At 65.6% G+C, this 20341-nt stretch carries 15 protein-coding genes and 1 riboswitch; of the genes, 1 reads left to right on the forward strand and 14 read right to left on the reverse strand.

Features of this window, described 5'->3' with window-relative positions; all coding sequences use genetic code 11:
* Positions 1-26 precede the first annotated feature (26 nt).
* From AC59GX_RS16675 to AC59GX_RS16720, 10 genes are all read right to left on the reverse strand, one after another.
* A complete protein-coding gene (locus tag AC59GX_RS16675; RefSeq protein WP_426282237.1) occupies positions 27-1709 on the reverse strand; it encodes a ShlB/FhaC/HecB family hemolysin secretion/activation protein in 1683 nt (560 codons plus the stop codon).
* A 551-nt stretch (positions 1710-2260) separates the two neighbouring features.
* Positions 2261-3643 carry a PepSY-associated TM helix domain-containing protein gene (locus AC59GX_RS16680; RefSeq protein WP_426282236.1) on the reverse strand — a complete coding sequence of 461 codons (1383 nt, stop codon included), beginning with the start codon at positions 3641-3643 and terminating at the stop codon, positions 2261-2263.
* A gap of 14 nt (positions 3644-3657) precedes the next feature.
* The gene (locus tag AC59GX_RS16685) at positions 3658-5166 is read right to left on the reverse strand and encodes a TonB-dependent receptor (RefSeq protein WP_497302096.1); all 1509 of its coding nucleotides are present in this window, start codon (positions 5164-5166) and stop codon (positions 3658-3660) included.
* Between the two features lie 32 nt (positions 5167-5198).
* The gene (locus AC59GX_RS16690; RefSeq protein WP_497302097.1) at positions 5199-5909 is read right to left on the reverse strand and encodes a TonB-dependent receptor plug domain-containing protein; all 711 of its coding nucleotides are present in this window, start codon (positions 5907-5909) and stop codon (positions 5199-5201) included.
* A gap of 148 nt (positions 5910-6057) precedes the next feature.
* The gene (locus AC59GX_RS16695; protein WP_426282234.1) at positions 6058-6483 is read right to left on the reverse strand and encodes a DUF2946 family protein; all 426 of its coding nucleotides are present in this window, start codon (positions 6481-6483) and stop codon (positions 6058-6060) included.
* Positions 6484-6547: 64 nt separating this feature from the next.
* Complete coding sequence (locus AC59GX_RS16700; RefSeq protein WP_497302098.1) at positions 6548-7942, reverse strand: PepSY domain-containing protein; 1395 nt, start codon at positions 7940-7942, stop codon at positions 6548-6550.
* Positions 7943-7976: 34 nt separating this feature from the next.
* Positions 7977-10157 carry a TonB-dependent receptor gene (locus AC59GX_RS16705; RefSeq protein WP_426282232.1) on the reverse strand — a complete coding sequence of 727 codons (2181 nt, stop codon included), beginning with the start codon at positions 10155-10157 and terminating at the stop codon, positions 7977-7979.
* A 232-nt stretch (positions 10158-10389) separates the two neighbouring features.
* Positions 10390-10620: riboswitch (cobalamin riboswitch) on the reverse strand.
* Positions 10621-10712: 92 nt separating this feature from the next.
* Positions 10713-10850, reverse strand: coding sequence for a hypothetical protein (locus AC59GX_RS16710; RefSeq protein WP_426282231.1), 138 nt, complete (start codon positions 10848-10850; stop codon positions 10713-10715).
* Positions 10851-10948: 98 nt separating this feature from the next.
* The gene (locus AC59GX_RS16715) at positions 10949-12043 is read right to left on the reverse strand and encodes an SGNH/GDSL hydrolase family protein (protein ID WP_426282229.1); all 1095 of its coding nucleotides are present in this window, start codon (positions 12041-12043) and stop codon (positions 10949-10951) included.
* Between the two features lie 35 nt (positions 12044-12078).
* Positions 12079-13428, reverse strand: a complete 1350-nt coding sequence (locus tag AC59GX_RS16720; protein ID WP_497302099.1) for a glycoside hydrolase 5 family protein — start codon at positions 13426-13428, stop codon at positions 12079-12081.
* Positions 13429-13695: 267 nt separating this feature from the next.
* Here AC59GX_RS16720 and poxB point away from each other — a divergent pair, with 267 nt between their 5' ends.
* Positions 13696-15444 carry a ubiquinone-dependent pyruvate dehydrogenase gene (gene poxB / locus AC59GX_RS16725; RefSeq protein ID WP_497302100.1) on the forward strand — a complete coding sequence of 583 codons (1749 nt, stop codon included), beginning with the start codon at positions 13696-13698 and terminating at the stop codon, positions 15442-15444.
* 30 nt (positions 15445-15474) lie between these two features.
* On the opposite strand, the gene AC59GX_RS16730 is transcribed toward poxB, so the two are convergent.
* From AC59GX_RS16730 to paoA, 4 genes are all read right to left on the reverse strand, one after another.
* Positions 15475-16434 carry an NAD(P)H-dependent flavin oxidoreductase gene (locus tag AC59GX_RS16730; protein ID WP_133019787.1) on the reverse strand — a complete coding sequence of 320 codons (960 nt, stop codon included), beginning with the start codon at positions 16432-16434 and terminating at the stop codon, positions 15475-15477.
* A 91-nt stretch (positions 16435-16525) separates the two neighbouring features.
* Positions 16526-18718, reverse strand: a complete 2193-nt coding sequence (gene paoC, locus AC59GX_RS16735) for an aldehyde oxidoreductase molybdenum-binding subunit PaoC (RefSeq protein WP_497302101.1) — start codon at positions 18716-18718, stop codon at positions 16526-16528.
* Between the two features lie 5 nt (positions 18719-18723).
* Positions 18724-19674, reverse strand: coding sequence for an FAD binding domain-containing protein (locus AC59GX_RS16740; RefSeq protein WP_426282223.1), 951 nt, complete (start codon positions 19672-19674; stop codon positions 18724-18726).
* Complete coding sequence (paoA, locus tag AC59GX_RS16745) at positions 19671-20315, reverse strand: aldehyde dehydrogenase iron-sulfur subunit PaoA (RefSeq protein WP_426282221.1); 645 nt, start codon at positions 20313-20315, stop codon at positions 19671-19673. The genes AC59GX_RS16740 and paoA overlap by 4 nt, the downstream gene beginning before the upstream one ends.
* Positions 20316-20341: the final 26 nt, after the last annotated feature.

Here is a 20341-nt window from a genome sequence, read left to right on the forward strand (position 1 = left end):
CCGCTAAATTTTGGGGGCTGGTGCGCTCAGAAGGTCTTCGAGAGCTGGAACCAGGCGCGGCCCGACTTGTCGGGGGCGGACGTCGCATCGGCATCGCCGAGTTTCCGCGCATAGGTCGCCTTGGCGGCGATACCGTACGGCCCCGCCCAGCTCAGGCCGGCGCCGTACGCGCTACGCTTCGCGTGGTTCGATCCGTCGAAATACGGGTGCTTGACGTAATCGACCTCGCCAACGTCGACGAACCCGAACAGCTGGAGCGCACCCGGCACGACCTGCGGCAAGGCCAGCCGCGCCTCGGCGGTGGCGACGTAGCCCTGGTCGCCGTAAGCCTCGCCCTCGGGGTAGGCGCGGACGGCATAGGCGCCGCCCAGCTCCATCTTCTCGGAAATGTCGAGGTTGCTGAACGCGATCTGCCCGCGCGCGGAGGCGAACAGCGACAGCGGCCCGGCGATCGTCTGTAACCGCGCGAAGCTGAACTGCACCTTCCCGTAGCTGCCATCGGTGCGCGCGGTCAGCGCATCGATCGAGCGTTCGAATGCGCCGCGAATGTCGAGATTGCCGACCGAGTAGCTCAGCGAATACGCGCTCCAGCCGCCACCCAGAAGCGTGTCGTGCTCATCGCCGCTAAGTCCTGCGGTGACGACCTGCGCGCGGCGGTACGTGGTGACGTCGACGATGCCGATCTTGTCCTCGAACCACTTCACGTCGCCGCCAACCGTCACGTACAGGTTGTTGTCGCGCGAGCGGATCAGCGGATAGCTTGCATAGACGCTCGCGACGTCGGCGTTGCCGCTGCCGTCGAGGCTGTCGAATTCCTTGCCGAGCGAATAGTCGAGATGCGCGAACGCGACACCGAGCGTGACCTGCCCGATCGGTGCCTGGTACGACGCGCGGCCGTAGGCGAGCCCGGGGAACGACGTCAGCGCGCGCAGGCTCAGCACGTCGCCCGAGCCGGTTGGATTGTTCCAGTTGACCACGCCGCCGACGCGGTAGGCGCCGGTGTAGCGGTTGCCGGCATTGTCGGCTTCGACGCTGCCGGTGATGCTCTGGCCGGGGGTGATCGCGACCAGCAGGTCCGACGTGCCGACCGCGGTGCCGGGGCTCAGCGTCGACGATACGCGCACGCCGGGCAGGTCCGACAGCATCAGCAAGCGGCGCTCGATCGGTGCGACCGCGACCGGATCGCCGACGTCGAGCCCGGCAAGGATGCCGTTCGCAACGCTGTCGGAAAGTCGTGACTCGTTCTTGACGCCGACTGCGCCGAAGCGTCCCTCGATGACGGCAATCGTAACGGCGCCGCTCCGTACGTCCTGTGCGGGCAGGTAGGCGTTCGCGACGAAATAGCCGCGACTGGTGTAATAGGCGGTGATCCGCGCGGCGAGCGTCTTCAGGTCGGACAGGTCGAGCTCGCTGTTCGGCGTGAACTGCGACGCGGCGATCAGGTCGGCCTCGGGAAACAGCGTCGCACCGGTCACGCGCAGCGAGCGCACGAGCGTCTTCGGACCACCCGTGGCGGCAACGACGACCGGCGTCTTGCGCTCGAAGCCGAAGTCCGGTGCGCGCGTCTCGTTCAGCGGTACGGGCGGGATCTGCTGGAGCTGTCCACCGGCTCCCACGGGAACCTGCGCCTGCGCCGATTGCGTCGAAATCAGCAAGGCAGCCGGGCTCACAGCCGCAAGCGCGGCCGCCCAAAGGGTCGACTTGTACATGAACACCTCGAAAGTCACCGCGGATGGAAGGCACGGGTCTCCCATCCGCAGCAGCGGGAGCCATGTTCAATGAATGTGGGGAGAGCGTCCGAAGCAAGGACGAAGCCTTCGAAGATACTGGAGCCCGATTATGATCGGGTCTCGAGAATCTGTATGCAAACAGGCATCATGGGGCTGAAACGCTCCGTCGCGACGTTCGCAACGCTTGGCCTATTCCACCATACTTGATCTATGTATGTTACTAAGATCAATTACAAGATAAATGTATGCTTAATTGATCATTAATTTACAACTATTGCAGTAGAGTAGCAGTCGTGGGCGTGACTGGGGCCTGTTATGTGAGCGTGTAGATGACGTTGACGTAAAGAGCAGGGGGATACTGTCATTCGGGCCGGTAGGCAGCGGTATGCTGTTGCTGGAAGTGGTTAGGATTCCACACAGCGCCGGTGCCGTGATCAGCATCCCTCGCACGCGGGGGCACGGTACGCCCGCCACCGACTGTCTCGCGGCCGTGGCGCAATAGCGCGCCGCAGCTATCCTCGAACGTTCCGCTATCGCCTCACCACCGCGAGCAACACCAGCCGGTCGATCAGGAAGATCGCGATCACCGACATTCCCAGGATCGGGAAGACTATCCCCGCGACGATGAGAATGGCGACAGCGCCCTTGATCCTCGTCGGGGAGACGCGCGCTGGCGCGGCAAGGCGACCCGCCGGGCGGCGTTTCCACCACATCACGACGCCGCTGATCACGAGCAACACGATCGCGAGGCAGGTCGCCAACATCACGAGTTGGTTCGCGAGCCCGAAGTAATTGCCCATGTGCAGTTGGACGCCGAGCTCGATCGCCTTCGCTGCCCAGGCGTAATCGGGGTAGCCGACCTCTCGGATTAAGCCGCCGGTCCAGCGATCGAAATACAGCGTGCGCTGCCCCTGCGGCTGATCAGGATAGGTGTAGGCGGTGTAGACGCCGGTCGCCCCACTCGGCAGGAACAGGCGATACGCACCCGCGACGTGGTGATCGCGCGTGACGGAGGTTGCGATCCGGTCGATCCCCGCAACCGCCGCATCGTCCCGCACCGCCATGGTCATCTCGTGGCCCGCATGACCGGCATGCTCCGCGGACGCCGTGGATGTCGGCATCGGCGCTTGCTCCATCGTCCACGGTGCTTCGCCGAGCGCGGTCTTCATCGGCACGCTCGCCGGCGCATTATGCGTCCGGTTCGATGCCGGGTAGCCGATGCCGAGCGCCGCCGTACCGCGGTTGAGCAGGTCGCCCTGGATCCCGGCCCAGGGGAGGCCGGTCAGCAGCAGGAACGCGATGAACGCGACGGACCAGACGCCGATCACCGCGTGCAGGTCGCGCCAGAACAGGCGTCCCCTCGCGCCGAGCCTGGGATAGAGGATACCGCCGAAGCCACCCCGACCACGTGGCCACCACAGGTACAGTCCGGTGACGATCAGGACGAGCGCCCAGCACGCAGCAAGCTCGACGATCCGATCGCCGACCGTGCCGAGCGTCAGCGATCCGTGCATCTCGTCGGCGAACCCTACCAGCGTGCGGCCATAGATCGTCGAGCCGAGCACGCGGCCCGTTCCCGGATCGACGGCCACGCGAAGCGGCTCGCCGTGATCGGGGGTGACGAATACGACCGCCGAGCGGTTGGGCGCGCCAGGAAGGTCGATCCGGGTTGCTGCCCCTGGATGAGCCTTCAGCGCGGCATCGATCATCCGCGACGGCGGCACCTGCGTTGCATGGACCGCGACGAATCGCTGCGCCGGATACAGCGCATCGTCGATCTCGTCGTTGAACAGATAGATCGAGCCCGTGACGGCCAGGATCAGCAGGAAAGGCGCGACGATCAGGCCGGCATAGAAATGCCAGCGCCACAGCGCGCGATAGGCTTTCGGATCGACCGAACCGGTGAATGCCATCTGGAAACCCCTGCTCAGAAATGCGTGGAAAGCGCGATTTCGACACTGCGTGGCGCGCCGATATAGACGTTGGTCGTCGGGTAGCCCGAATACTCGCCGTAGAACGCGTCGGTCAGGTTGCGGCCGCGGACCGACACCGATGCTTGCGGTGCGACCTGATAGCTGATCGACGCATCGATGGTCGTATGCCCGCGGACGAAATAGCTGTTGGCGGTGTCGGTGTAGAAGCCGGACACGTGCCGGACGAACCCGCCGAGGGTCACCGGTATGGCCTTGATCGTATAGAGCGCCGATCCGCTGACGGTGGTCGAGGGCGTGTTGATCGGTCGGTTGCCGGCGCGGTCGATGCGGACGCCGGCGATCAGCTCGCTCAACTGGTCGTACTGCGCGTCGGTATAGGCGGCACCCGCCGACACCGAGAGCGCGTCGGTCACCGCCGCGCCGATGTTGAGTTCGACGCCTTGCGACGATTGCTCGCCACCTTGAATGGCTTGCTGCGGATTGTTCGGATCGCGCGTGAGGATGTTGGTCTGCTCGATCCGGTATGCGGCGCCAGTCATCGTCAGCCGCTTGGCGAACGCCGAGGCCTTGAAACCGACCTCGTAGGAGCGACCCTTGGTCAGCTTGTACGTCGTGTTGACGATCGATTGGAGTAGTATCGACGATACCGGTGTGACCGCGGTCGTATATTGGCCGTACAAGGTGATGTCGGGCGTAAGGTCGTAGGTGGTGCCGATCCGCCAGGAGAACGGATCATAGGTCGGCGTGCCCCGCGTGACCGCGCCGTTCGCGTTGAGGTTGGTGATGACGCGGGTCAGGTCGATATGATCGTACCGCGCTCCGCCGACCAGCAGCCAGCCTGGAGTCAGGTTGAGCGCATCCTCGGCGAACACCGACGCCGTCTTGAGCTTCGAGTCATAGACGACGTTGGTCGTCGAATAGGCGGCATCGCTGGTCGGGAAGACTCCGACGATCGGCGCGAACGGATCGACGTTCGCGATCCGCACGGCCGCATTGCCACCGACCGGGCTTTGCTGGCGCGGGTTGACGAAGTTCGTGTCGTTATATTCGCCGCCCAGGCTGAACCGGTTGCGCAGTCCTGCGATTTCGCTGTCGTTGGCGATCACGAGCCGCTCGTTCCAGAATTTGTGGTCGTGGTAGATCCGCTGGACCGACCGCGCGAAGCTGCCATTGGGGAAGGCGGCGGTCGGGGCGGTAAAGTTCTGATCGCCACTCAGCACGAAGTCGCGCTTGGCGTGATACCAGGTGAAGTCGTTCGCGACCGACCAGCCGCCGCCGATCGTATAGTCGATCCGCGACCGCAGCGTCGTGTCGCGTGCGCCAGAATAGGCGCCGTACGGATTGTAATTGCGACGGCGCAGAGCCTTGTCGAGCACCATGCCGTTACTGCTCCGCAGCGCGTTGCTCGGATCGCGCGCAACGGCGGCAGAGACGAACGGCAGCCCTTGGTAGCTGCTGTCGTACCGGTCCTCGTAATGGTCGACGGCAAAGAGCAGGCTCAAATCGGCCGATGGCTTGAACAGGATGCTGCCCGTCAGTCCGACCGAGCGCGTCGCATTGTCGTCGACGTCGTACAGGTCGCATTGTCGTCGACGTCGTACAGGCTGTCGGAGTGCATGTAGCTCGCGTCCGCGCGGATCGCGGCGCTGTCCGACAGTTTCAGGTTCACGCCGCTGGCCGCGGTCACCGTGTCGAAGCTGCCGACGCTCAGCAATCCGTCGAGGTGGTCGCCGTCGAATGTCGGCTTGCGCGTGACCTTGTTGATGACTCCGGCCAGCGCGCCTTCGCCGTAGAGCACCGAGGCCGGCCCCTTGATCACTTCGATCCGGTCGAAATGCCAAACATTGGTATCCCGTTGGACCACGGTCGAGGTGGAGATACGGACGCCGTCCTGCAGGATCGAGACGGCGCCGCCCGAAAACCCGCGCAACGTCACGACCGCGGGGTTGCCGGGGACGTTGCCAGCGATCGCGCCGACGACGCTGTTGAAAACCTCGCGCGCGGTGCGCAGCCCCTGCACCTGCATGTCCGCCTGCGTCAGCGTCTCGACGGTCGCGGGCGTCTCGCGGACCGAGAGGCCGAGGCGACTGCCGGTATCCGATTTGCGATCGAGCTTCAGCTGGTCGCGCTGGCCGGTGACGACGATCTCGGCCTTCTTGTCGATCGCGTCCTCCTTGTCAGACGCGTGGGCGGTCCCCGAGAACGCGACGATCGATGCCGACGCGAAGACTATGGTTTTGAACATGTGAATCCCTGCTGGATCCGTCCGCACATCGAGGTGTGGATCGGATACCGTCATCCCCCGCGGGCAAGCCGCGCGTGTCGAGACCGGTCCGCCATCATGGTGGACCAGCCGAAGCATCGTGATCGCGCCCGGTCCGAAGACCGACGGATCACGCGGCGGGGAAGGGCGGAGGGCCTCGCAAGGGTGGCCGAAGATAGGGTTGCGCAGCGATCGATACCGCGGTTCTCACGTGGCGGACGAGACCGACGATGAACGCGATGGCGATCGCCAGCAGCACCGGATCGACCGCTGCCAGCGACGGCGCGGTCAGGCCGGAAAAGGCGCAGGGCATCTCCCGCTCCTGATGATCGGACTTGCCCGAATGATGCGCCATGCCCGGCATCGCCATCGCCATCATGGGTGCCATCACCGTCTGCACAGGCACGGTGCCGCCGCAGATCTCGATCGTCACGCGCCCCCCGGAGACGACCGGCATGAACCCGGCTGGCACCAGGATCTTCATCGCCAGCGCGCACGCAAGCACCCACGCCGCCAGCTGGCGATGGTCCAGGAGAAGGCGACGGAGTGCTGCCACGGCGCACGACTACGCGCTCGCAGTGGCGCTGTCACGTGGACGAAACGTCCCGTTAAAGCCTGGATCAGCCGCGTCTCAACCGCTTCCAGCCGAGCCAGATGCCGCTGACCGACGTCACCAAGCCAACCAGCGAGAACAGCCAGATCAGCAGGTCCCACGCCGGCCGGTACCGCGTCAGTATGGTCAGATCCCATTTGTGCAGCAGGTCGAACGCCCAGCGGTATGTCCGCCTGCGCCGATCGATCCTGGCCAGCACGTCGCCGGTCGCGGGGTCGATATACAGCCACGTCGCGGCCGGATCGTCGAAGCGCAAACGGAGCATCGGCAGGCGAGGGAGACCACCGGGGTCGTACCAATATGCGTCGGGCTCGGTCAGCCGGTCGATCGCGACCGGCGGCGTGCCGGCGACAAGCACCCGTGCGGCGGCAACGATCGCATTTGGCTTTGGCTGGGACGGCACGAGCGTCGCGGCGTCGAGAATCTGACGTCGGCCATCCGGATACTCGAGCACCACGAGGGGTGTCGCCGCATAGTTGGTAATCCCTAGACGGACGGCTCCCGCGCCGACATGGCGCAACCGGTCGAGGGGTACGGCCGGCATCACGCCAGCAGCGGCATAGGCGCGCACCGCCCGCGCATCCGGTTCCGCACTTCGGAACAGGTGCCAGGGACCGACCGACAACCATCCGCTGAAGATCCACGCGATCAGGAAACCGCCGCCGACCAGCCCCGCGACATGATGCCAGAGCATCCACCCGCGATACGGCGTCATCCGCCCGCCCTTGAACCGGCGGGGGCCGATGCGTGCGCGGAGGATACCGATCCAGATGCCGGCGAGTGCCGCGGCGATACACGGCCCCGAAACCCACATGACGACCTGTCGCCAGGCGGCGTTGTCCTGGCGCAGGACGGTCGGATACAGCCAGTGCGGCACCGATCCCAGCCAGTTCCAGAACCGCTCGGTCCGGTCGGTCGACTGGACGATCTCGCCGGTCGAAGCCGACACGTAGAGATTGGTGCCGCCCTCGTCCTCCAATGTCGCTTTCCACAGCGGGCGATGTCGGTCGAAACCACCCGACACCGTCCACTGATCCCGCATGATCCGCTCGACATTCAGGACGCGTGCTCGCCCGAAACGGCTTGCGACGCGAACGGCATAAGCCGCGTCCACCGGAGCCAGATGCCGGCCCTTGCTTGCGGAAACGGTATGCCGCTCGTCGTCCCAGCCTTGACTCCGCCAGACCGGTACGCCGTCGCGCATCTCGAGCAACAGGTCTTGCGGCAATCGCCCCGCATCGAGCGGTGGCGGCACGCTCACGGCGGACCAGTCGATCGCCTCGGCTCTCGCCAGCGCTTCGGTTGGCGAGAGTGAAGGGTACGGCACGTACAGCATCACCAGGCCCGACCCGAACCACATCGCGAAGAACAGGCAACTGGCGATGCCGACCCATCGGTGCACGAGATACAGCCACCGGCGCGCGTGCCTGCCGGCGTTAGAAACCGGCACGAAGCGACACGTCCAAGGCGCGCGGCCGCCCCAGCACCCATTGCTGCGCGCCGTAGCTGTTGATCGCATAATCCTTGTCGAACAGATTATAGACATGCACGTCGATCGCGACCCGCGGCGTCACCGCGTAGGACAGCGTCGCGTCGACCGTCGCATAACCCGGAATGCGGAAAACATTGGCGTTGTCGGAGAATCTTCGCCCGACATAGCGCAGTCCGGCACGCGCCTGGACCGCCGGTGTCGCGGTCCAGCTAAGCCACAGGTTCGCCGTCGTCTCGGGGACGTCGGGTGGCGTGTTGCCGGCAAAACTCCTTTCGCCCGAGACGAAGTCGTCGAACCGCGCCTCCAAGACGCTGCCATTGGCGTCGATCCCGAACCCTGCCGGCAAGTCCAGCGACACCGCAGCCTCGATACCCTTCGCGGATCGCTGCCCGACCTGCTCGATCGGGCTCGTCGGGGTCAGTTGCGACAACAGTCCTTTCTTGACGATGCGATAGGCGGCGATCGTCGCGGTGCCGCGGCCATCCAGGAACACGGCCTTGGCGCCCGCCTCGACCTGGTCGCCCGTCGCGTTGCTGAAATGGACCTGCCCGGTGGTATAGGTCGTCAGCGTCCCCAGCGGATCGACGCCGGTGGCATATTGCGCGTAGAACGAGACCGTCGGGACTGGCTGATAGACCGTCCCAACCCGCCATGTCGTGTTGCCGAGCCGCTTGTCGAGCGCGAAGCTTGCGGTCGGGACGGCGGCAGTCGAGTCGATCGTCCAGCGCCGTATCCGATCGCGCTCATAGCGGATGCCGCCGACGATCGAGACATGCTCGCCAAGCTTCAGCCGGTCCTCCGCGAAGATCGCATATTCGTTCGTCCGCGTGCGATACCGCGGTGCGATCCCCTGCGTGTCGACGATCACGCCAGGATCGAACACGAACGGATCGACGACCGAGACCTGCGGGTCGGCGCCGAAATTGTGCGAATAGGTGAGCTTGACGAGGTTCACGTCGAAGCCCGCGACGACGTCATTGGTCACGCCGTCCGCGATCCGCGTCTTGAGCGTCACGCTACCCTGGTCGCCCCATTGCGTCTGATCGTGGACGATCCCGGTCATGTCGGTGCGATAGATGCGCCCGGGCGTGGCGCGCACGTCATTCGCGCCATTGGGACAGAAGCCGTCCGCCGCCACCCAGCAATAGCTTTCGAGGTTGAGCCACTCGCGCTTGGAGGTGAGCCGGTACGCCTGATTGCTGACGGTGAGCGTCTCGCTCGGCTGCCAATCGACCTGGAGGCTTGTCCGGTTGTCGCGGTAGCGGACATGGCCGTCGCGCGTGTTGTAGTTGCGGTCGCGATTGTCGTGGTCGAGCCGTCCGTCGATCAGCGGCGTACCGAAATAGCGCATCGGATTCTGGTTGCCATAATCGTCGCGCACCGTGACGACGAACCGATCGGTCGGTGCCCAGCGCAACGTCCCCGACAGCGCGTAGCTTCGTGATTGCCCGCGATCGACATACCCGTCGGACCGCCTGTAGCTGCCGTCGACGCGGTAGGAGAGATGCTCGTCGAGCGGTCCACCGGCACCGGCTGCGACGTGGAAACTGTCCTGCGATCCATAGCCGATCTCGCCGTCCACATCGGTGTGCCGCGTATTCGGCTTGCGCATCAGCACGTTGACCGCGCCGCCTAGCGCGCCTTGCCCGTACAGGACGGAAGCCGGACCGCTGAGCACGTCGATCCGCTCGACCATCCACGGGTCGCTCGGAAAGGTGATCGTGCCGGCTGCTGGAAAGAGGCGGATACCATCGATCAGTTGCAGCACCGAACCTTGACCGCTGAACCCGCGCGCGGCGAGCGCGGTGCCACCATTGCCGAGGTTGGCGACGCTGGTGATGCCGGGCGCGCGGCTGGTCGCGTCGTTCACGGACACGTCGCCGCGCGCCCGGATCGTATTGCCGTCGATCGTCGACAGCGTCGCCGGCGTTTCGAGCGGCGACAGGTTCAGGCGGCTGCCGGTCGAGTTCGGAACCGTCAGGTCGGCCTGATGGCGGCCGGTTACGAGGATATCGTCGGCGCTACTCGCCGAACGATCCTCACTGGTCTGCGCGCTGGCCAGGGATGGTAGGAAGGTGACGAGCAACGACGCGGCAAACGCGGCATACGGTGATGGAAACGACATATAAAAGCCCCCGAGGCGTCGGACGAACCGGCAGGGGCCTGTCACCGAGCACGAGGCTCGAACGTGCGCCGGCGAGCGCGCCACGAGCGGATTGCCCGAGCACGTCCAAGCGAACGGGAGCAGCCATACCCGACGGACGCCATCGCGACCGGCACGCCTGCCCATGCGGTCCCCACCGCACACATCGTCGCTCAGACGGAGTACCGTGCCTCGGCCATCCCCTGGACCAGGCAAGAGCGACCACACGCCGGCAGGTCTCCTGGCTCACGGGTCAACGCCCGATGCACAACCTTCCCAGACCGATCGGTCCAGTGGCTGGTGACCGGGGACTTCGCCCGACCACGCACGTGCATCACGCTCGCCGCTTACAGTTGCAGGGACAGCCTCGGCATCAGGTGGTCGAAGCCACCCTCACCGCGTTCCCTATTAAGCTCCTCGCGGAGCACCGGTGCGATCATGTCGACCCATCCGAGAACGGGCCGACGGGCAAGGTGTAGCGTGACGTTCCGACGCGGGCAATCGACGATCGCGTAACGATCTCAGCGCTTGGTCGACCTATCGCCCCCGCGTCGCGTCCAGGAAGGCGGCGGTCCAGCAGGTTTGCGATGCGCACCCCTTCATCGGACCGGTGGGGGACGCGGGGTAGCGCTTGTCCGCCGCGGCGGCCCAGAAGCGGTGGTGCGGGTGCTGCACCGGGCGGGTGCCGATACCGGTAACGTAGGATCGGTCGAGAGGATTGCGGCCGAGGATATATAATCAAGGCTCGTCACGACCGCGTCGCGGTATGCTGGCTATCGGTGCGCCCACATCTCGGGATGCGCGTCGATATAGCCCGACAGGGCGGTCGTGATCTGCGCATCGTCGGCGGTCGACGGATGCGAATGGCATCCCGTGAACGCGAGCCCGGTGACGGGCACGAACGCGATATTGCGCTGGCCTTCCGCCTTCAAACGCGCGGCAACCTTGCCGACTTCCGCCGCGATCTCGCCCCCGGCCATGTCGGTCGCCCACAGGACGACATGCGCGTCCGGATCGCGGGCCCGGAGGCGTTTGACGAAGTCGACATAACGCTGCTCGTAATCGGCATGGAGCGCCTCGCGCGTCTTCCACGGCTCCCCGGGATGGAGCGGCGTGGTGAAGTCGTTGGTGCCGAGCGCGATCACGAACAGACGCGGGTGCCACGCCGGATCGACGGAGCGCGTCGCCTTGTCGAAGAGCGTGAAGGGATAGGCAACGGGAAGCGTGTCGGCCGCCATGCCATTGTAATTGCGGACGATCCCCCGACCCGAGATAGCATTGACCTGATAGTCCGCGCCGTATCGCTTCGCCGCCAGCGCCGGCATGGCTTGCGCGGTATCGGTCGTCGCCCACACCTCCGCTTCGGTGCAGTCGCGCTTGGTCGAGACGTTGCCGTAGCCGACGGTGTGGGAGTCGCCGATGAATTCGATCTGGCGAGCACGGGCGGGGATGGGCAACGCGCGCGTTCTGGCCGCCGCGTAAAATCCGCCGAAGACGGTCGGCGCGGCCTGGCTCTCGCTGGCGACGTCGACGCGGATCGTATGGCGGCCGTTTGCTAGACCGGCGACGCGGTAGAGCCCTGGCTTGGGCTTGAAGAGCGTCGTCGGGGAGGATGCGTCCACCGTGATACGCAGGATGACATCCCCTTCGCCGATCTTCAGCAGGATGCCTGCGCCCCGAAAATTCGTCTCGAAATAGGTGCCCGGCCATTGGCGTCGATAGCCGTCCGACGTCCGCTCGACCCGGCCGCCGATATGCATCGGAAGCGCGGCACCGGGCTTGCTCGATACCGCGATGACGGTGATCGGCGTCGCGACCGCCGACGTCGACAACAACGCTGCACCGAGCAGGCCCAGAACCGTACGCATACCGTGTGTTCCAGTTCGATACGACAACGCCGGCATCAGAACGCCGCCATTGCTGAGGCATGCGCCCGGATCACGTCTTGCGTCGAGGCGTCGCTGTCGAACACGCCGTACCAGCCCTGCGGCTCGTGTGGCGGGTCACCCATATAGCCGAGGTCGCCGCGCTGGAACCGGTGGTCGGCATGCGGCGTGCGAGCCTCGCCGTTCCACGCCCAGAAGTTCGAGCCCGCGAGCGGTCCGCCGGACCTGGCATTGGTTTCGATCGCCGCATAAATCTGACGGTAGAAGCGATCCTTATAGACCGTCATGATGGCCGGATCATAGGCGGTCTTCCCGTCGCGCGGATAGCCGAACTCCTCGATCACCAGCGGCTTGCCGAGCGTCGTGGCCAGTCGGATATGCGCGTCGATGTAGTTGGCGACCTTGGCCGCGCCCGCGTCGTAAGTGCCGGCGAGATCATTTGCGTCCATCCAGGTCCAGTTGTTGGGCCAGATATGCGTCGTGAGGTAATCGATCGACGGCGAACGGTGCGCGGCGAGTACGACGTCCTCGCGCTCGATCGAACCCTTCAGCCCCTCCGAACCGGTCGAGACGAGGTGGTTGGGGTCGAGCGTCTTGATGTACCGCGCGGTCTCGTCGATCCAGCGGTAGAAGGCGGGCAGGTTGGGTATGGCGACCGCAGGTCCGCCGGCCGGACGCGGCTCGTTCGCCAACTGCCACGCCATGATCGTCGGATCCGCGGCGTAGGCGACGCCCGTCGCGGTGTTCGTACGCGAGACGACCGCGCGGATATAGTCGCGGTACATCGCCTGCGCCCGGCCGTTGGCATAGAACGCGGCGTTCCAGTCGGCGAACGCGGGCCAAGGGTGCGCGGGGTCGTTCATGTTGATGAACTTGCCGCCGTTGACCCACGACAGATACGTCATCATTCCGCCCGACCATTCCCAGAAGTTGGTCAGGTAGATCACGCCGGTCATGTCGCGCTTCGCCATCTCGGCGAGCATCCAGTCGAGGCCCTTGAGCAGGTCTTCGTTATAGGTCGCGGTCTGGTCGCGGAAACCGGGCGTGATCGAGTTCTTCAACGGCGAGAGTTCCGCCGACCCGAGGATGCGGAGGTTGCGCACGCCGAGCGCCTTCAGGCGGTCGAGTTCGCGGCCGAGACGCGCGCGGTTGCCGTACGCGGTCTCCGCGCCGAGCCATGCGCCGTACCAGATGTTGGCCCCGGCATAGCGGTAGGGCTTGCCGCCCCGCCGGAAATGGGTTCCGTCGACCGTGACGAACGCCGGCGTTGCGGGCAATCCAGCCAGCCGACCGTTGTTCGTGCAGCCAGCGGCCAGGGCAACGCCCCCCAGCAACGCCGCACGTCGACCGATCATCGCGTCGTCCACGCCATCCCCCCTTTATACCGCCACCGCGTGAGCGTCCCCGCCGAACAATCGTCGACCGGTCGGGTTGCCCAGCGCCAAAGCCCTCGTCTTTAGGTTTGCATGGCGCGGCGCGCTACCGGGATTTATCATACTTGGAGCAGAACGCGTCGGACGCTGGCTGCCGGGACGGTGCACCTGCATTCCGTGCATCCCAATCGTACCAGAACGCGTTTGTCCTCTGCCGTCTCGCTAGCCGAGTTGGGTCGCCATCACTGCCGGAGTTGCTTCATGTCCAAGACCATCATCGCCGACCTGTTTGCCGAGACGCTGCACCTGGCGGGCGTCGAGCGGATCTACGGTGTCGTTGGCGACAGCCTAAACGGCCTGACCGACAGTTTGCGACGGCAGGGCAAGATCGAGTGGATCCACGTTCGCAACGAGGAGGCTGCGGCGTTTGCGGCGGGTGCGGAGGCGCAGTTGACGGGCAAGCTGGCGGTGTGTGCCGGGTCTTGCGGCCCCGGCAACATGCACCTGATCAACGGGCTCTACGACTGCAACCGGACACGCGTGCCCGTGCTGGCAATCGCGGCACAGGTGCCGAGCGGGGAAGTGGGCTCGAACTATTTTCAGGAGACGCGGTCGGAGGCGCTGTTCCGCGAATGCAGCGTCTATTGCGAGACGATCTCCGATGCCGACCAGATGCCGCGGACGCTGGAGACCGCGATCCGGGCGGCGGTCGGCCACCGCGGCGTGTCGGTCGTCGCGATGCCGGGCGATGTCGCGCTGCGGTCGACGACGGGCACGCTGGCACGGTCGAAGGGGGCGCTGTTGCCGCCGCGTTCGGTGACGATACCGGCGGAGGCGGACATCGCTGAACTCGCCGCGCTGTTGAATGGTGCGCAGAAGGTGACGATTCTGGCGGGGCGGGGGTGCCGCACCGCGCATGCCGAGCTCGTCACGCTCGCGGGGATCTTGCAGGCGCCAATCGTCCACGCGCTGGGGGGCAAGGAGTTCGTCGAATACGACAATCCTTATGATGTCGGCATGACCGGGCTGATCGGCTTTGCGAGCGGTTACGACGCGATGATGGCGTGCGACGTGCTGCTGATGCTCGGCACGGATTTCCCGTATCGGCAATTCTATCCGGAGAAGGCGAAGGTCGCGCAGATCGACCTGATCCCGGAAAATCTCGGTCGGCGGACGGCGATCGATATCGGGCTGGTCGGCGATGTCGGCGCGACGCTTGCGGCGCTGATTCCGCGAGTGAAGACCGGGCGCGATGGCAGCTTCCTCAAGTCCGCGATCGAGAATTACGCCGAGTCCCGCAAGGGGCTGGACGATCTTGCCAACGGGACGCCCGGCAGCGGTGTGATCCATCCGCAGCACGTCGCCCGCGTCCTCAGCGAGCAGGCGGCGGACGATGCGGTCTTCGCCTGCGACGTCGGCACGCCGACCGTGTGGGCTGCGCGCTACCTGAAGATGAACGGGCGGCGGCGGTTGATCGGATCGTGGAACCACGGATCGATGGCGAACGCGCTGCCGCAGGCGATCGGCGTGCAGGCGGCGTACCCGGAGCGACAAGTCGTGACGCTATCGGGCGATGGCGGGCTGGCGATGCTGATGGGCGAGTTGCTGACGGTGCGCCAACTCGGCCTGCCGGTGAAGATCATCGTCTTCAACAACGGCACGCTCGGGTTCGTCGAGATGGAGATGAAGGCGGCGGGTCTCATCGAGACCGGCGTCACGCTCGACAACCCCGACTTTGCGGCGATGGCGCGGGCGATCGGGATCCACGGCGTGCGCGTTACCGAGCCGGGTGACGTCGAGGCCGGCATCCGCGAGGTGCTCGCGCATCCGGGCCCGGCGCTACTCGACGCCGTCACCGCGCGCACCGAATTGTCGATGCCGCCCAAGATCACGCTGGAGCAGATGAAGGGCTTTACGCTCTACATGGCGAAGGCGATCATCAGCGGCCGCGGCGACGAGGTGGTCGAGCTGGGCAAGACCAATGTCGGCTTGCTCAAACGTCTGTTCTGAGCGAGCCGAGATCGGTCGGTGCTGGGTCCGTCAGAGCGAAAGACGGGCCCGCGCTGCGCGGTATTCACGTTCGAGACGATCGACGCGATCGGCAACGCTCTCGACCTCGGTGACCGCGCCGATGCCCTGGCCAGAGCCCCAGATGTCCTTCCACGCCTTGGGCTTGGAGCCGTTGCCGCCACCGAAGTCCATCGTCTTGAGGTCGCCCTCGGGGAGGTTGTCCGGGTCCATCCCCGCCGCCTGGATCGACGCGCGTAGATAGTTGCCATGCACGCCGGTGAAGAGGTTTGAATAGATGATGTCGGAGGCTTTGCCGGCGACGATGCCGTCCTTGTACGCCTGATCCGCGTTCGCCTCGGTCGTCGCGATGAACGGCGAACCGATATAACCGAAGTCCGCGCCCATCGCTTGGGCGGCGAGGACGGCGTCGCCGGTTGCGATCGAGCCCGATAGCGCGAGCGGGCCGTCGAACCATTGGCGGATTTCCTGGATGATCGCGAACGGTGACAGCCGACCCGCATGGCCGCCGGCGCCGGCTGCGACTGCGATCAGGCCGTCGGCACCCTTCTCGATCGCTTTCCGCGCGAAACGGTCGTCTATCACGTCATGGAGCGTGATGCCGCCCCAGCCGTGTACCGCGGTGTTGAGGTCCTCGCGTGCACCGAGCGAGGTGATGACGATCGGCACCTGCCACTTCGCGCACGTCGCGAGGTCGCTCTCGAGACGGTCGTTGGATTTGTGGACGATCTGGTTGACCGCGAACGGTGCTGCCGGGCGATCGGGATTGGCGCGGTTGTGTGCGCTGAGTTCCTCGGTGATCCGGTGCAGCCACTCGTCGAGCATCGCCTGCGGGCGCGCGTTGAGCGCCGGGAACGAGCCAACGATACCCGCCTTGCACTGCGCGATCACCAACTCGGGGCCGGAAATGATGAACAGCGGCGAGCCGATGACGGGCAGGCGCAGGTTTTTTAGAATGGCGGGTACGGTCATGCCAGTTTTCTAGCGCAACCTATTCGCGCGCGCCAGAGCCGGTTTTGCCCTCCGCCCACGCCGCTGAGGCGGCCGGGTGGAGGGCAGGGTATCAGGCCATCTTGCCGATGACCTTGTCGAGCGTCAGCGGATATTCGCGGACACGAACGCCGCAGGCATTGTAGACCGCGTTGGCAATCGCCGCGCCGACGCCGCACAATCCCAGTTCGCCGATGCCCTTGGCCTTCATCGGCGAGGACTTTTCGTCGAGCTCGTCCATGAAGAACACGTCCTGCATCGGAATGTCGGCGTGCGCGGGCACGTGATATTCGGCGAGGTCGTGGTTGACGAAGTAGCCGAACCGCGTGTCGACGATCGCGTCTTCCATCAACGCCGCACCGACGCCCATCGTCATCGCGCCGATCACCTGGCTGCGAGCCGATTTCGGGTTGAGAATACGACCGGCGGCGAACGCACCGCTCATCCGACGGACGCGGATCTCACCCGTCGCCGAGTCGACCCCGACCTCGACGAAATGCGCGCCGAACGTGGCTTGCGCGTACGTCTTGGTGAGGTCGCCGAACTCGATCGAATCCTCGGCGGAGATGCCGGCATCGCCAGCAGCTTCCGACAGCGAGACGCTGCGGTTGCCCGACTTCACCTTGCCGTCCTCGAACACGACGTCGGTCGAGTTGAAGCCCAGTTTCTGCGCGACCCGCTCGCGCAACGCCATGCACGCTGCATATACGCCCGCGGTCGAGCTGTTGCCGCCCCACTGGCCACCCGATCCCGACGAGGCGGGGAAGCTGCTGTCGCCGAGCAGGACGATGACCTTGTCCATCGGTACGCCCATCATCTCGGCCGCGGTCTGCGCGATGATCGTGTAGCTGCCGGTGCCGATGTCGGTCATGTCGGTGGCGACGGTGACGACGCCCTTCTTGTCGATCCCGACGCGCGCGCCCGACTTCATCGTGACGTTGTCGCGGAACGCCGACGCCATGCCCATACCCACGAGCCAGCGGCCATCGCGAACCTGCCCCGGGACGGGGTTGCGCTTGTTCCAGCCGAAGCGTTCGGCGCCGGTCTTCAGGCAGCCGACTAGGTCACGCTGCGAGAACTGGCGCGTCGGCTTTTCCGGATCGACCTGCGTATCGTTGATGATCCGCAGCTGGACCGGGTCCATCTTCAGCGTCTCGGCCAGTTCGTCCATCGCCGCTTCGAGCGCAAGCAGGCCGACCGCCTCGCCCGGCGCACGCATCGCGTTGCCTTCTGGGAGATCGAGTACGGCGAGCCGCGTCGCTGTCATGCGGTTCGCACCGGCGTAGAGCAGGCGGGTCGCATTAGGCGCAGTCTCGGGACCACCACCGGGGAGATCGCCCGACCAGCTTTCATGCGCGATCGCGGTGATCTTGCCGTCCTTCTGTGCACCGATGCGCAGGCGCTGGATCGTCGCGGGGCGATGCGTCGTGTTGTTCATCACCTGCGGACGCGCGAGCGCCAGCTTCACCGGACGTCCGCCGATAGCACGCGAGCCGAGCGCCGCCATCACCGCGTCGCTGCGGACCCAAAGCTTCGAGCCGAAGCCGCCACCGACATAAGGCGACATCACGTGGATGCTTTCCTTCGGCAGCAGCAGCGTCTCGCTCATGTCGCCGACCGCCCAGTTGATCATCTGGTTAGACGTCCAGAGCGTGAGCTTGCCGTCCTTCCATGCTGCGGTCGTGGAGTGCGGCTCCATCATCATGTGGCTCTGGTCGGGCGTGGTGTAGCGCTCGTCGAGCTTGACCGGCGCCTTGGCGAACGCACCGGCGAAGTCGCCGACGGCGGTGTCGGGCGTGCCGCTCTTCGGCTTGGTAGCCGAGGATTGCGACGCGGCGAGATCGAACCTGCCGGCCGTGCGCGCGTAGTTGACGCGGAGCAGCTTGGCGCCGGCGCGGGCCTGTTCGAACGTCTCGGCGACGACGACCGCGACGGCCTGGTCGTAATGCTGGACGTCCGGGCCAGCGAGCATTCGCGCCGTGTGGTTCTTGGCTTTGCCGAGCTTGCCGGCATTCTGGTAGGTGACGACCGCGAGCACACCGGGAGCGACCTTCGCGTCGGCGTCGTCGATGCTCTCGATCCGGCCCTTGGCGATCGCCGAGCCTACAATGTATCCATAGGCGGCGTTCGGCGCAGCTTCGTTGCGCTCATACGCGTAGTGCGCGGTGCCGGTGGTCTTCAGCTTGCCGTCGACGCGATCGAGCGGCTTGCCGAGGACCTTCATCCGGTCGGTCGGATTCGCCGTGGCGGGGGTATCGAACTTCATGGGCGTCAGGCCTTCGCTTCTTCGAACACGGCGCCGATGGTTCGTTCGACCAACGGCAGCTTGAACGCGTTCTGTGATGTGGTGCGGGCGCCGGCGAGGACTGCCGATGCGGTCGCCTTGGCGCCATTCGGCATCTGCGCCTCGGCGGCTTCGACGCGCCACGGCTTGTGCGCGAGGCCACCGAAGGCAAGGCGGCCGCGACCGCCGGGCTGGATCACCGCGGCAACGGAGATCAGCGCGAACGCGTAGGACGCACGATCACGCACCTTCTGGTAAATGTGCGTGCCGCCGATCGGCTTGGGCAGCGTCACAGCCGTGATCAACTCACCGGGCGCGAGCGAGGTCTCGATGTTCGGCGTAGTACCGGGGAGACGGTGGAAATCCGCGATCGGGATCGCGCGTGTCTGGCCGGCGGCGTTCACCGTCTCGACCGTCGCATCCAGAACGCGCATGGCAACCGCCATGTCGCTCGGGTGCGTTGCGATGCATGCGTCGCTCGTGCCCATCACGGCAAGGTTGCGGTTGAAGCCGCCGATCGCCGCGCAACCGCTGCCGGGCTGACGCTTGTTGCAAGGCTTAGTGGTGTCGTAGAAATACGGGCACCGTGTCCGCTGGAGCAGGTTGCCCGCAGTCGTCGCCTTGTTGCGCAGCTGGCCCGACGCGCCGGACACAAGCGCGCGGCTGAGCACGCCATAATCCTTCCGCACGCGTGCGTCGGCCGCGAGGTCCGTATTGCGGACGAGCGCACCAACGCGGAGGCCGCCCTCCGACGTCGGCGTGATCTTGTCGAGGCCGAGGCCGTTGACGTCGATCAGGTGCTGCGGCGTCTCGATCTGCAGCTTCATCAGGTCGAGCAGGTTCGTGCCGCCGGCGATGAACTTGGCGCCTGGCGTGCGGACCGCGGCGCTGGCGGCTTCCTTCGCCGAGGTGGCGCGCTCGTACGTGAAGGCCTTCATGCGGTGCGCTCCGTACCGGCGACGTCGTGGATCGCGTCGATGATGTTCGCATAGGCACCGCAGCGGCAGATGTTGCCGCTCATCCGCTCGCGAAGTTCATCGGTCGAGACCGTGGGCTGTGCCGAAATATCCCCAGTCACGTGACTGGGAATGCCTGCCTTGATCTCGCCGAGCGTCGCAACCGCCGAGCAGATCTGGCCGGGCGTGCAATAGCCACACTGGTAACCGTCATGCTTAACGAACGCAGCCTGCATCGCGTGCAGCTTCTCGGGCGTGCCGAGGCCTTCGATCGTCGTGATCTCTTCGCCTTCGTGCATGACCGCGAGCGTCAGGCAGCTATTGATCCGGCGCCCCTCGACGATGACCGTGCACGCGCCGCACTGGCCGTGGTCGCAGCCCTTCTTGGTGCCGGTGAGCTTCAAATTCTCACGCAACGCGTCCAGCAGCGTGGTCCGCGTATCCACGTTGATCTTGGTCGTGCGACCATTGACCTTGAGCGTCACGGGCATGGTCGGCGGGGCCGACTGCGCGGTGCCCTGCGTTTGAGCCTGAGCAGCGGGAGCCGCGACCAACGTAGCCGACGCGACACCACCGGCGATCACGCCACGGCGCGACACCGGAAAACCTTCATCCTGATGCATATCAAATCCCTGTATCTGCTAGCGTA

The organism is Sphingomonas sp. 320_CC (assembly GCF_059691795.1).